A 12637-nucleotide genomic window follows, 5' to 3' on the forward strand; every position below is an offset into this window, starting at 1 on the left:
ATGTTTGACCAACTACAAATTATGGCGGACCGCTATGAAGAACTTGGTGGGCTGCTCAGCGACCCTGATGTCGTAAGCGACACCAAGCGTTTTATGGCACTCTCAAAAGAAGAGGCTGGTTTACGTGAAACTGTTGCTGCCTACGAACGCTATGTCGAAGTGACAACAGGCATATCTGATGCCGAGGGAATGCTGTCTGACTCAAGTCTTGCTGCCGATGAAGCTGAGATGTTCAAAGAAGAACTCAAAGACTTGAAAAATGAAAAAAGTCAGTTAGAAGAGGCGATAAAGATACTGCTCTTGCCAAAAGATCCAAACGATGATAAAAATATCATCTTGGAAATCCGCGGTGCTGCAGGTGGCGATGAGGCAGCTTTATTTGCTGGAGATTTATTGAGTATGTATCAAAAGTACTCTGAAAATCAAGGGTGGAAGTTTGAGATTTTAGAGTCAAATGTCACAGAGATAGGCGGTATCAAAGAGGTGTCTGTCATGATTTCTGGAAACTCGGTCTATTCCAAGCTCAAGTACGAGAGTGGTGCTCATAGGGTACAACGTGTGCCAAAAACAGAGACGCAAGGGCGCGTGCATACCTCAACTGCAACTGTACTTGTCATGCCAGAAATCGAAGATTTCGACATCGACATTGACCCGAAAGACCTGCGTATCGACATCTATCATGCGTCTGGTGCGGGTGGGCAAAATGTCAACAAGGTTGCAACGGCCGTGCGGATTGTCCATGAACCGACGGGAATCAAAGTCGAGATGCAAGAGGAACGCAATCAACAGAAAAACCGCGATAAAGCCATGAAGATCATCAATGCGCGTGTTTATGACTATTTTGCGCAGATCGAGCAGGATAAAAACGATGAATTTCGCAAGTCAACGGTTGGGACGGGCGATCGTTCTGAGCGAATTCGGACCTATAATTTTCCGCAAAATCGTGTAACAGACCACAGAATTGGTCTGACGCTACAAAAACTTGACACGATTTTGTCAGGCAAGCTTGACGAAGTGATTGATGCGTTGATTTTATTTGATCAGACGCAAAAACTTGAGGATTTGAAACAGTGACAGCATTTTCTGATTGGTCAGAATCACGAGAAACAGTGGCGGACTTCCGAAAGACCTTACTTGATTGGTACGATGAAAGTGGACGTACGCACTTGCCTTGGCGAGAGAACACTGACGCTTATCATGTCTGGGTTAGTGAGATTATGCTACAACAAACTCAGGTTGAAACGGTAATTCCTTACTATGAGCGCTTTCTTTTCGCCTTGCCGACGGTTGCTGATCTTGCGGTGGCTGACGAAGAGCTGTTATTGAAACTCTGGTCGGGCCTAGGCTATTACTCGCGAGTGCGTAATATGCAAAAGGCAGCGCAGCAAGTCATGATAGACTTTTCAGGACAGTTTCCACGGACGGCAAAAGACCTGCAAAAATTAGCAGGGATTGGGCCTTATACAGCAGCAGCTATTGCCAGTATTTCCTTCCATGAAGTCGTGCCAGCACTTGATGGCAACATGTTTCGCGTGTTTTCACGGCTGCTTAAAATCACGGCAGATATTGCTTTGCCAAAGTCTCGTCAGATTTTTTATGACAAGATTGCCCCAATTGTGGATCCAGTACGGCCAGGTGATTTTAATCAGGCGATTATGGACTTGGGAACGTCTCTGATGGCTGCTAAAACAAAAACGACTGCCGAATCGCCATTTGCACGGTTTAATCTAAGTTTTAAAGACGGGACAGAGCTTGATTTTCCAGTTAAGTCTAAGAAAGTCAAGCAAGTGCAGAGGTTTTATGCAGCTTTGGTCTCAGAGTCAGATGATGGCGCTAGATTTGCCTACACGCAACGTCCGACGACTGGATTACTGGCGGATTTTTGGACGTTTCCCTTACTAGAATTCACGTCTTGGGATGACATTTATGAAGGTGTTGCAGCTATTTATCCGACGGCTCAGCAGCTGACGATAAAACCAGTCACACACATTTTTACGCACCAAAAATGGCAAATCATGCTAGTTAAGGTTGAGACGCATGGTAGTCATAAAAACTGGACGTATTTTTCAGATGAAGACTATGAAAAAATGCCCCAGACGACATTACAGGTAAAATTACAGGCAGCATTGAAAGAAAATCTATGACCTATTTACAAACTTTTCAGCAATATGAGCAAGAGCTCGCACGGCCAGAGGAGTTGCGCTATGTTTTTCGTTATGCGCGACATCTCAGCTACACCGACCTGATCATGATGCTAAACAGTGAGATAACGCCGGCAGATGCGGCTTTTTTGGCTGAGATTGCAAAGCGTCTGCTCGCCGATGAGCCTGCCCAGTATATTGTGGGCGAGACCGAATTTTACGGGCTTACTGTCAATGTTGATGCACGTGCTCTGATTCCGCGTCCTGAGACTGAGGAGTTAGTGGCTTTGATATTGGCTGAAAATAACGGTCGAGATAGCTTAAAAGTACTGGATATTGGGACGGGGACAGGCGTCATTGCGCTGTCACTCGCAAAAAAACAGCCAACTTGGCAAGTTACAGCCACAGATATTTCGTCAGAAGCGCTTGACTTGGCTAGAGAAAATACAGCTAAAAATGGCATCGCAAATCTGACATTTCAAGTCTCAGATGTCTTTGATAACTTGAGTGGAAAGTATGACATTATCATATCGAATCCGCCTTATATAGCAGATTTTGAGGCTGCTGACATGGCAAAAAATGTGCTGGATTATGAGCCACATTTGGCATTGTTTGCTGAAAATGACGGGTTTGCCATTTACCAAAAAATCGCTGAAAAATCAGCCAAGTTTTTAAGTCAAACGGGTAAGATTTATCTAGAAATCGGCTATTTGCAAGGTGCGCGTGTGCGTCAGATTTTCAAAGAACAGTTGCCAGAAAAACGGATTAGAGTCCTTAAGGACTTGTCTGGAAAGGACAGGATGATTGCCATTGACTGAGAGATTGACCTTAGCTGATAGCGCACGTGCCGTTGAGTTGTTGCGTGCGGGAGAACTTGTTGCTTTGCCGACTGAAACGGTTTACGGTCTGTTTGGTCTCGCACGCGATGAAAAGGTGTTAGAGCGCGTTTTTAACGTGAAAAAACGAACGTTTGATCATGCACTCAATCTGAATATCTCGAGTTTTCAGGAGCTGCAAGAATTTTCCAAAAATCACCCAAAATATCTGGAAAAGTTGTATAATAAATTTATGCCAGGTAGCCTGACGATGATTTTAGAGGCGAGTGTTTCAGTCCCTAAACGTGTTAATAACGGCATGAAAACAGTAGGTTTTCGTGTTCCTGCTCATCCAGTGACGCTTGAGATTTTGCGCCAAACGGGTCCCTTAGTCGGTCCTTCTGCCAATCTGACGGGTCATCCAAGTCCTAAAACGGCGCAAGATGTGCTGAGAGATTTAGATGGTCAGATTGCAGCAATTCTGACGGATGATGCAGCGATAAGTGGATGCGACTCAACCATCGTCTCGCTAACTGGCAGTCGCCCCGAAATTTTACGCCAAGGCGTTATCACACTAGAAGAAATTAACGAGGTAATAAAAAATGATTTTTGACAATCCTAACTACGAAGCATACGACCAAGACCTGTGGGATGCCATTCACGCAGAAGAAAAACGTCAACAAGAAAATATTGAACTCATCGCCTCTGAAAATGTCGTTTCAAAAGCTGTTTTAGCCGCACAAGGTACACTTTTGACAAATAAATACGCCGAAGGTTATCCAGGCAAACGTTATTATGGCGGAACTGAATGCGTTGACGTGGTAGAAACTCTTGCAATTGAACGTGCAAAAGCGCTATTTGGTGCTGAGTTTGCAAATGTGCAAGCGCACTCAGGCTCACAAGCCAATGCAGCAGCCTATCTAGCTCTAATCGAACCCGGTGACACTGTCATGGGACTTGATCTAGCAGCTGGCGGTCACTTGACGCACGGTTCACCTGTCAATTTTTCTGGGAAAACTTACCATTTTGTCGGTTATAACGTTGACAAAGAAACAGAATTGCTTGACTATGATCAAATCTTGGCACAGGCTAAAGAAGTTCAGCCTAAGCTTATCGTGACAGGTGCGTCTAGTTATTCACGTACGATTGATTTTGCTAAATTCCGTGAGATTGCCGACGCCGTTGGCGCTAAGCTCATGGTTGATATGGCGCATATCGCTGGGCTTGTTGCGGCTGGTTTGCACCCTAATCCAGTTCCTTATGCTGATATTACAACGTCTACGACGCATAAAACGCTCCGTGGCCCACGTGGTGGCCTGATTCTCACCAATGACGAAGACTTGGCTAAAAAGATCAACTCAGCCATCTTCCCTGGCATCCAAGGTGGCCCGCTCATGCACGTCATCGCTGGGAAAGCGGTTGCTTTCAAAGAAGCGCTTGATCCTGCTTTCAAAGACTACCAAGCGCAAGTGATTAAAAATGCGAAAACCATGGCAGACACCTTTGAAAATGCTGGTTTGCGCGTGATTTCTGGTGGCACAGACAATCATATGTTCATGCTCAATGTCACAGGTTTTGGCATCAACGGGAAAGAAGCACAAAATCTTCTGGACACGGTGTCTATTACGCTCAATAAAAACGCTGTACCATACGAAACGCTCAGCCCGTTTAAGACATCAGGCGTGCGGATTGGCTCAGCTGCCATCACATCACGTGGTTTCAAAGAAGCTGAAGCAGCAAAAGTTGCGAACTTTATTGTCAAAGCCTTGCAAAACAAAGATGACCAGGCTGTACTTGATCAAATCAAGGCTGACGTCATCAGTTTGACAGACGCCTTCCCGCTTTATTAAGATGGATATCTATATCAAAAAAGCGATTTTGCACGCATTTGATCCAGGTAATCCTGAGATAGTTTTTTCTGAAAATTTGATGGAACTCACGCCAGTCATGCTGGACTATGTGACGAAAAAAGTCGAGAAAATCTATTCTGACGAGGCAAAACGTGGCCAATTGTCAGGTGGAAATCAGTTTTTAGCACTTCTGACGGATGATTTTATTGCGTCCACTGTTGCTGTTGCAAATTTCTGGCGAGAAGCATTTGTTTTATCAGAAAAGCAAAAGCAAAATGACTTGCTTTTTGTCGAATATGAACTAGAAACCCAGACGCATTTTGCATTTATCAGACTGTCGCTGCGGGATTCTTTTTCGCATGACTTTGATGCGACAAGTGGTCAGATCAAGATTCGCAAAAGTGAATCATCGTTACCAGGCGCAGGCAGTGCAGCCGATGAAGCCATTGCCATCAACCGTGTGACAAATACCTATTACTTGCTCGAAAAGCGTATCAAATATAATGGTAAAAGCTACAATTATTTTTCGGAAAATCTGCTTGCAGATAAGCCAGAAATTTCTGTCAATAAGGCTATTAAAGCCATCAAAAAATCTGCTGAAACGGTCGCAAAGTCTTTTGACGATGACGACTTTGCTTTTTCTCAAAAAGTACAAAATGCTGTTTTTCATGCGGTCGAAAAACAGGAGGTACTCAGTCCTGAAGGGCTTGCTGATCAGTTGTTTGCAGATAATCTGACGGCGCGTCTCGCGTTTAAAGACAAGGTCAAAGAAGAGATGCCAGAGCAGATCCGATTTGAGCAGATGCCGATGGACAAGATCGAAAAAAAATTAGCCAATCAAAAATTATCCCTGTCAAATGGGATTGAGATGATTGTGCCACAAAGCCTTTACGAAGATGCTAAAACGGTCGAATTTATCCAAAATGATGACGGTACTTACTCGATTATCATCAAAAATATCGAAGAAATCAAAAATAAATGGTAAACTTTGTAAAAAATTATGCCAATTTACACGAAAGGAGGAAAAGTGCTCAAAAAAATTAGAAATCTGTTCATTTTGCTAGTGGTTTTGGCAGTTGGTTTTTGGATTTATCGCACGCATGAAAACGTCAAAAGTGTCATGAAGTATGATGATTATGTAACGAAAGTGCTTAAAAAACACGGTATTTCAGGCAATCGCAACCTTGTACTTGCCATCATCTACACGGAAACCAAGGGCAAACAGACTGACGTCATGCAGTCGACAGAATCGACTGAAAAAAACATCAAAACTGAGGAAGAGAGTATCCACCAAGGCATCACAAATCTGACCGAGGTTTTAGAATATGCCAATGCCAAAAACGTTGACGTCTGGACTGGCGTTCAAGCCTATAACTTTGGCAAAGCCTATGTGGATTATATTGCTGAAAATGGGAGTGTCAACACGCTGCCATTAGCCGAAAAATATTCCAAAGACGTCGTCGCGCCAAGCCTTGGCAATACGACTGGCGAGACTTACTACCACATCACCTATGACTCGCTTTTGTTCAATAAAGGCAAACTCTATAAAAACGGTGGTAATATATTCTATGCCCGAGAAGTCCGTTTTAACATGAAAATCGTCAAACTTTTCAACTGGTGAAGGCCAGTTTTTTTATTTGAAAAAGTGACCATCTTGCAAAATGTTGCTGCTATGCTAAAATAGCTAACAGATGAGGAAACAGTTATCGAAAAAGCAGGAGAACTCCTCAAAAAGAACCTTATGACCATCGCAACACCCAAACCGAAAATTATCAATAAAGAAATGACGCTGACTGAAATTAGCAAACTTTTCTCACAAAATAATCTCAGTAAAGTTGCAGTCTTCAAAGACAAACGCCTGATTGGGACTATCAGCCGCGTCGATTTGATGCGAGCACTGATGAAAAATGTGAGTGTTTCCTGAGTACAAAAAAAACGCTGATTTCTATTGCGAAATCAGTGTTTTTTTTGAGTCAGCTCAAACTCATCAAGCAGTCAAATCATCAAAAACTGCTTTAACAGTCGTGATTTCATTGATGCGGTACCCGTTGGTACCAGAGAAAATCAGGCCCATCTCTGTTCTATGCTCGACGGAGTTGAGCAGGGCTTGGCTGATGCAGTAGGGGATTGTTTTGCGGTCGCAAAGTTTATTTTGAAGACAATTGAGGCAAGGGTCAAGTGGAATAATTGGTGTTTTAGGCGCTTCCTGAGCCTTGTAAGCATCGACGCCAGCTGATATGGTCTTAGTAAAGGTGTTGTCAATCGCACGTCCTGGCAGGCCAACAGGGGACGTTGTCAGGTGAATGTCATCTTTGGTTGCCTTAAGAAAACGGTCCTTGAAGTCATCAGGCGCATCACATTCGGCTGTGCCGATAAAGCGTGTTGCCATTTGAACGCCTGCACAACCGAGCGCAAGATAGTGGTCGATATCACCTCTATCCCAGACACCGCCTGCGAAAACAACAGGAATAGTCGTTTGAAATTTTTCTTCGTATGTTTTGATGTGGTCGATGATTTTGATAACTTCATCGTCCATCGTTTGCATGGCGTCCTCAACCTGATCAGCCTTGAAGCCAAGGTGACCTCCGGCTTTAGGACCTTCGATAACGACGAAATCAGCAGTACGGTCGTATTTTTTTGCCCAATTTCTCAGGATGATTTTTGCGGCTTTGACGCTTGAAACGATTGGCGCGATTTTTGTCTTGGCATTGCCAACAAGCTCAGGTAGGTTCATGGGCAAGCCAGCGCCTGAGATGATGACGTCTGCGCCCGCTGCGACCGTTGCCTTGACGACATCTTCATACCTGAAACTTGCGACCATGACATTAAAACCTAAAATCCCGCCATTTGCAATCTCACGAGCTTTGTCGAGTTGCGTTTTGATGGCTTTTAGATTGGTTCTGACGGAAGCACGTTTGAAGTTTTCTTCTTGAAAGCCGATTTGTGCAGTTGATAAAATACCGATACCGCCTTGAGCTGCAACGGTTCCAGCCAGGCGATGTAGGGAAATGCCAATCCCCATACCACCTTGTATAATGGGATATTTGGCAGTCAGATTGCCGATTTTGAGTTCTGGAAGGGTCATGTGATTAGTGCCTCTTTTTTCTATTTTTGAGAATCGTATTAGATAGACTATTTTTGGTAGTTTTGAAAACTAGATGTTACATTTACTATTTTAACAAACTTTACTTGATTGTCAAATTGTTTTTTAATTATTATTGACATGAGAAAAGATTCTTGATATAATTTGATAGTCAAACAACTTGATTATCAAACTTAAAGGAGGGGTGCATGACGGTAGAATATGAAAAAATCAATAAATACCTGACGCACATTTTCAATAATGTTTTGGTGATTGAGGAGGCAAGTTTGCGCACGTCGCAATTTTCAGACGTGTCAATCAAGGAGATGCACACCATTGACAGCATCGGTGAAGCCAAGGTGACAACGCCAAGCGACATCGCTAAGGACCTGATGCTGACGGTGGGAACGGTGACGGTGTCGCTCAATAGGCTGGAGAAAAAAGGTTACATTGAGCGCTATCGCAGCGAAAGCGACAGACGGGTAGTGCATGTCTCGCTCTCAAGGCGGGGCAGGCTGTTATACCGACTGCATCATAAATTTCATCGTGAAATGGTCAAGCGCTTTGTAGCAGACATGCCGGATGACTCGGTCAAGATTTTGCAAACAGGTTTGGAAAATCTTCACAACTTTTTGGAGGAGATTAAATGACTGTTTCTAAACTCACAGCCGCAGCGCACTACGCCCCAAAACAGATCATAACAAACGATGATCTCTCAAAAATCATGGACACTTCTGACGAGTGGATTAGCTCGCGAACAGGGATCAAGGCGCGTCATATCTCAGTCGATGAAAATACGTCAGACTTAGCGGCGCAAGTTGCAGAGCAATTGCTTGATCAGACAGACTACACGGCTGAGATGATTGATTTTATCATCGTTGCAACAATCACGCCCGATGGCAATATGCCAAGCACAGCAACATTGGTGCAGTCAAAGATTGGCGCGACAAACGCCTTTGCCTTTGATCTGACGGCTGCCTGCAGTGGCTTTGTTTATGCGTTATCAATGGCGGATAAATTGATTGCAAGTGGTGCTTATCAAAAAGGCTTAGTCATCGGCGCTGAGGTCCTCTCAAAAGTACTGGATTGGTCTGATCGTTCAACAAGCGTGCTCTTTGGCGATGGTGCTGGCGGTGTTCTGATAGAAGCTGTGTCGCCTAACGTGACTTCTGATGAACAACATCCTTTGATTCTGTCAGAACAGCTTAAGAGTGATGGCAATCGTGGGATGAGTCTGACGAGCAGCCTAACGTCACCGTCATCACCATTTTCAAAATCTGGTCTAGTTGATGATGCGTTTTTGAAAATGGACGGTCGTGCGATTTTTGATTTTGCCGTCCGTGATGTGCCGAAGAATATGCTTGAGAGTCTTGAAAAAGCAGCTATACCTGCTGAAGATGTTGATTATTTTCTTTTACATCAGGCAAATTCACGAATCTTGGATAAAATGGCTCGAAAAGTCAAGGCGGATCGTGCCAAATTTCTGCAGAACATGCAGCACTACGGCAATACAAGCGCGGCAAGTATCCCAATCTTACTATCAGAATCAGTCGCAGCTGGCACCATAAAATTGGACGGTTCGCAGACAATTGTGTTAACAGGTTTTGGTGGTGGCTTGACATGGGGCACACTTGTTGTTAAAATTTAGGTAATAATTGTTTTATTATAGATTAAAATAGAAAATTTGGAGAAATTATCATGGCAGTATTTGAAAAAGTGCAAAGTATCATCGTTGAAGAACTCGGTAAAGATGCAAGCGAAATCTCGCTTGACACAACATTTGAATCGCTTGACGCGGACTCACTTGACATCTTCCAAATCATTAACGAAATCGAAGATGCTTACGACATCGCAATCGAAACTGAAGATGGCTTGAACACAGTTGGTGACTTGGTGACGTTTGTTGAGGCAAAAATCGCTGAGTAAATACTCGAAAATTTTGGGAGCGTTATGACAATGACGTTCTCAAAATTTTTAGTCTAATACTTTGATTATCAAACTATTTTTAGAGTTGACAATCATTTTATGTTTAAAAATTAAAAGAAATAGATTATGAAAACTAAAATTACAGAATTACTTAACATTAAATACCCAATTTTCCAAGGTGGTATGGCCTGGGTCGCTGACGGTGACTTGGCTGGCGCCGTGTCAAAAGCTGGTGGTCTCGGGATCATCGGAGGCGGCAATGCGCCAAAAGATATCGTTAAAGGGCATATTGATCGCATTCGCGAGCTGACTGACAAACCTTTTGGTGTCAATATCATGCTTTTGTCACCATTTGTTGACGATATTGTGGATCTTGTCATCGAAGAAGGCGTGAAGGTGGTCACAACCGGTGCTGGCTCGCCTAAAAAATACATGGCGCGCTTCAAAGAAGCCGGCATGATCGTGATTCCAGTAGTCGCAAGTGTCGCACAGGCAAAGTCAATGTCGCGTATTGGCGTTGATGCCATTGTGGCTGAAGGCATGGAGGCTGGCGGACACATCGGTCAGCTGACAACAATGACGCTTGTGCGTCAAGTCTCTGACGCTGTTGATTTGCCAGTCATTGCGGCTGGCGGTATCGCTGATGGCAAGGGAATGGCTGCAGGCTTCATGCTGGGTGCTGAGGCTGTTCAAGTCGGCACGCGTTTTGTTGTCGCTACAGAGTCAAACGCCCACCAAAACTATAAAGATAAAATCTTAAAAGCAAAAGATATTTCAACAGTCATCTCTGCTAGTCATTTTGGTCACGCCGTGCGTTCCATCAAAAATCAGCTGACAAAAGATTTTGACGCAGCAGAGCTTGACGCCTTCAAACAAGAAAATCCTGATTTGAGCGTCTTTGAAGAAATGGGAGCTGGTAAATTACCAGCCTCAGTTATCCATGGCGACGTAGATAACGGCTCAGTCATGGCAGGTCAGATTGCTGGTCTTGTCACAAAAGAAGAATCTGTTGAAGAGATCATTTTGGATCTCTACACAGGTTTCCAAGCAGAAATTAAAGCTGCAGCCAAATGGTTGGACTGAGTTAATCACGATAAAATAGAGTAAACTAAATTAAGTGGAGAAAAAATGACGAAAACAGCATTTTTATTTGCCGGTCAAGGCGCTCAAAAACTGGGAATGGCGCGAGATTTATATGAAAATTTTGAGATTGTTCGTGCGACTTATGACGAAGCGTCAGTGATTTTGGGCTATGACTTGCGTGAGTTAATCGACAAAAAAGCTGATGAGCTCAACGAAACGAAGTACACGCAACCAGCTATTTTAGCGACATCTGTTGGCATTTTGCGATTGCTAGCAGCGCACGATATCAAACCTGATGCGGTTGCAGGTCTCTCACTCGGCGAATATTCGGCGCTCGTTGCAAGTGGCAGCCTAGCCTTTTCTGACGCAATTGCGCTTGTCGCAAAACGCGGTCAGTTTATGGCTGAAGCCGCACCAACTGGTTCTGGGAAAATGGTTGCTGTCATGAACACACCTGCAGATGTCATTGAAGAGGCGTGTAAACTTGCCTCAGAACGTGGTATTGTGAGCCCAGCCAACTATAATACGCCAGCACAAATCGTGATTGGTGGCGAAGTTGCAGCAGTTGACTATGCTGTTGAGCTTTTAACGGTTGCAGGCGTCAAACGCATGATCCCGCTGAAAGTATCAGGCCCCTTTCACACAGCGATTTTGGCACCAGCATCTGACAGACTTTCTGAAGTGTTAGAGACAGTTAATTTTTCAGATTTCAATATTCCTTTGGTGTCAAATACAACAGCACAAGTCATGCCAGTTTCAGAAATTAAACCACTTTTGACCCGTCAAGTCATGTCACCTGTCAGATTTTACGAGTCGATTGAGACTTTGGTATCACTTGGTGTGACAGACTTCATCGAAATCGGACCAGGCAAAGTTTTGTCAGGATTCGTCAAAAAAATTGACAAGTCAGCCGGTATCATACACGTCGAAGATTTGGCGACATTTGAAGCGTTACTTGCGACACTGGAGAAATAAAATGGAAATTATCAATAAAAACGTTCTAATCACAGGTTCAACACGTGGTATTGGCCTTGCTATTGCACACGCCTTTGCTGCTGCTGGCGCAAATGTTGTGCTAAATGGTCGCTCAGAGATTTCGTCAGAACTCATTGGCGAACTTGACAGCTATTCTGGACAAATCATCGGCATTTCAGGCGACGTGAGTGATTCTGACGACGCAAAACGCATGGTTAATGAAACGATTGAAACGCTTGGTAGCCTTGACATTCTCATCAATAATGCCGGCATTACAAATGATAAACTCATGTTAAAGATGACTGCAGAAGACTTTGAGCAAGTGCTCAAAATCAATCTGACGGGCGCTTTCAACATGACGCAGGCTGTTTTAAAACCAATGACTAAAGCACGTCAAGGCGCCATTATCAACATGACGTCAGTCGTTGGGCTCATGGGCAACGTCGGTCAGGCAAACTATGCCGCATCCAAAGCAGGTTTGATTGGTCTGACAAAGTCAGTTGCACGCGAGGTTGCAGGACGTAATATCCGTGTCAACGCCATTGCGCCGGGCTTCATCGAAAGCGATATGACGGCAAATCTTTCTGACAAGATTAAAGACGCCATGAAAGCGCAAATCCCCATGAAACGTTTTGGCAATGTTGAAGAAATTGCGACAACAGCGCTGTTTCTAGCCAGCCAAGAATACATAACAGGTCAAACCATCGCTATCGACGGTGGCTTGACCATGCAATAAAACGAACGACTATTTATCGAAATCTGAAC

15 protein-coding genes are annotated in these 12637 nt (G+C 44.0%); 14 read left to right on the forward strand and 1 reads right to left on the reverse strand.

Features of this window, described 5'->3' with window-relative positions:
* The 8 genes from prfA (at nt 1) to Hs20B_RS00345 (ending at nt 6730) form a co-directional block, all read left to right on the forward strand.
* Nucleotides 1–1074 (forward strand): peptide chain release factor 1, encoded by a 1074-nt coding sequence (gene prfA, locus Hs20B_RS00310; RefSeq protein WP_172354461.1) that lies wholly within the window; start codon nt 1–3, stop codon nt 1072–1074.
* The gene (locus tag Hs20B_RS00315) at nt 1071–2144 is read left to right on the forward strand and encodes an A/G-specific adenine glycosylase (protein ID WP_172354463.1); all 1074 of its coding nucleotides are present in this window, start codon (nt 1071–1073) and stop codon (nt 2142–2144) included. Before prfA ends, Hs20B_RS00315 begins: the two co-directional genes overlap by 4 nt.
* Complete coding sequence (gene prmC, locus Hs20B_RS00320; RefSeq protein WP_172354465.1) at nt 2141–2959, forward strand: peptide chain release factor N(5)-glutamine methyltransferase; 819 nt, start codon at nt 2141–2143, stop codon at nt 2957–2959. Before Hs20B_RS00315 ends, prmC begins: the two co-directional genes overlap by 4 nt.
* Nucleotides 2952–3569 (forward strand): L-threonylcarbamoyladenylate synthase, encoded by a 618-nt coding sequence (locus Hs20B_RS00325; protein WP_371863822.1) that lies wholly within the window; start codon nt 2952–2954, stop codon nt 3567–3569. Before prmC ends, Hs20B_RS00325 begins: the two co-directional genes overlap by 8 nt.
* Nucleotides 3559–4806, forward strand: coding sequence for a serine hydroxymethyltransferase (gene glyA / locus Hs20B_RS00330; RefSeq protein WP_172354467.1), 1248 nt, complete (start codon nt 3559–3561; stop codon nt 4804–4806). The genes Hs20B_RS00325 and glyA overlap by 11 nt, the downstream gene beginning before the upstream one ends.
* A 1-nt stretch (nt 4807) precedes the next feature.
* On the forward strand, nt 4808–5791 hold the full coding sequence (locus tag Hs20B_RS00335) for a nucleoid-associated protein (RefSeq protein WP_172354469.1): 984 nt from the start codon (nt 4808–4810) through the stop codon (nt 5789–5791).
* A gap of 42 nt (nt 5792–5833) precedes the next feature.
* A complete protein-coding gene (locus tag Hs20B_RS00340) occupies nt 5834–6427 on the forward strand; it encodes a lysozyme family protein (protein ID WP_172354471.1) in 594 nt (197 codons plus the stop codon).
* Between the two features lie 120 nt (nt 6428–6547).
* On the forward strand, nt 6548–6730 hold the full coding sequence (locus Hs20B_RS00345; RefSeq protein ID WP_172354481.1) for a CBS domain-containing protein: 183 nt from the start codon (nt 6548–6550) through the stop codon (nt 6728–6730).
* 63 nt (nt 6731–6793) lie between these two features.
* Here the strand turns inward: Hs20B_RS00345 and Hs20B_RS00350 are convergent, their stop codons facing one another.
* Complete coding sequence (locus Hs20B_RS00350; protein ID WP_172354483.1) at nt 6794–7891, reverse strand: NAD(P)H-dependent flavin oxidoreductase; 1098 nt, start codon at nt 7889–7891, stop codon at nt 6794–6796.
* Nucleotides 7892–8097: 206 nt separating this feature from the next.
* Here Hs20B_RS00350 and fabT point away from each other — a divergent pair, with 206 nt between their 5' ends.
* The 6 genes from fabT to fabG all read left to right on the forward strand — a co-directional run bounded on the left by fabT (nt 8098) and on the right by fabG (nt 12608).
* Nucleotides 8098–8538 carry a fatty acid biosynthesis transcriptional regulator FabT gene (gene fabT / locus Hs20B_RS00355; protein ID WP_172354485.1) on the forward strand — a complete coding sequence of 147 codons (441 nt, stop codon included), beginning with the start codon at nt 8098–8100 and terminating at the stop codon, nt 8536–8538.
* Nucleotides 8535–9536, forward strand: a complete 1002-nt coding sequence (locus tag Hs20B_RS00360; protein WP_172354487.1) for a beta-ketoacyl-ACP synthase III — start codon at nt 8535–8537, stop codon at nt 9534–9536. Before fabT ends, Hs20B_RS00360 begins: the two co-directional genes overlap by 4 nt.
* Nucleotides 9537–9586: 50 nt before the next feature.
* Nucleotides 9587–9814: an acyl carrier protein gene (locus tag Hs20B_RS00365; protein WP_172354489.1), complete on the forward strand. Its 228-nt coding sequence runs from the start codon at nt 9587–9589 to the stop codon at nt 9812–9814.
* A gap of 126 nt (nt 9815–9940) precedes the next feature.
* Nucleotides 9941–10897 carry an enoyl-[acyl-carrier-protein] reductase FabK gene (gene fabK / locus Hs20B_RS00370; protein WP_172354491.1) on the forward strand — a complete coding sequence of 319 codons (957 nt, stop codon included), beginning with the start codon at nt 9941–9943 and terminating at the stop codon, nt 10895–10897.
* A gap of 45 nt (nt 10898–10942) precedes the next feature.
* Complete coding sequence (gene fabD / locus Hs20B_RS00375; protein ID WP_172354493.1) at nt 10943–11872, forward strand: ACP S-malonyltransferase; 930 nt, start codon at nt 10943–10945, stop codon at nt 11870–11872.
* Nucleotide 11873: 1 nt separating this feature from the next.
* A complete protein-coding gene (gene fabG, locus Hs20B_RS00380; protein ID WP_172354495.1) occupies nt 11874–12608 on the forward strand; it encodes a 3-oxoacyl-[acyl-carrier-protein] reductase in 735 nt (244 codons plus the stop codon).
* Nucleotides 12609–12637: the final 29 nt, after the last annotated feature.

This window comes from Pseudolactococcus insecticola (assembly GCF_011170065.1).
GTDB classification, from domain to species: domain Bacteria; phylum Bacillota; class Bacilli; order Lactobacillales; family Streptococcaceae; genus Pseudolactococcus; species Pseudolactococcus insecticola.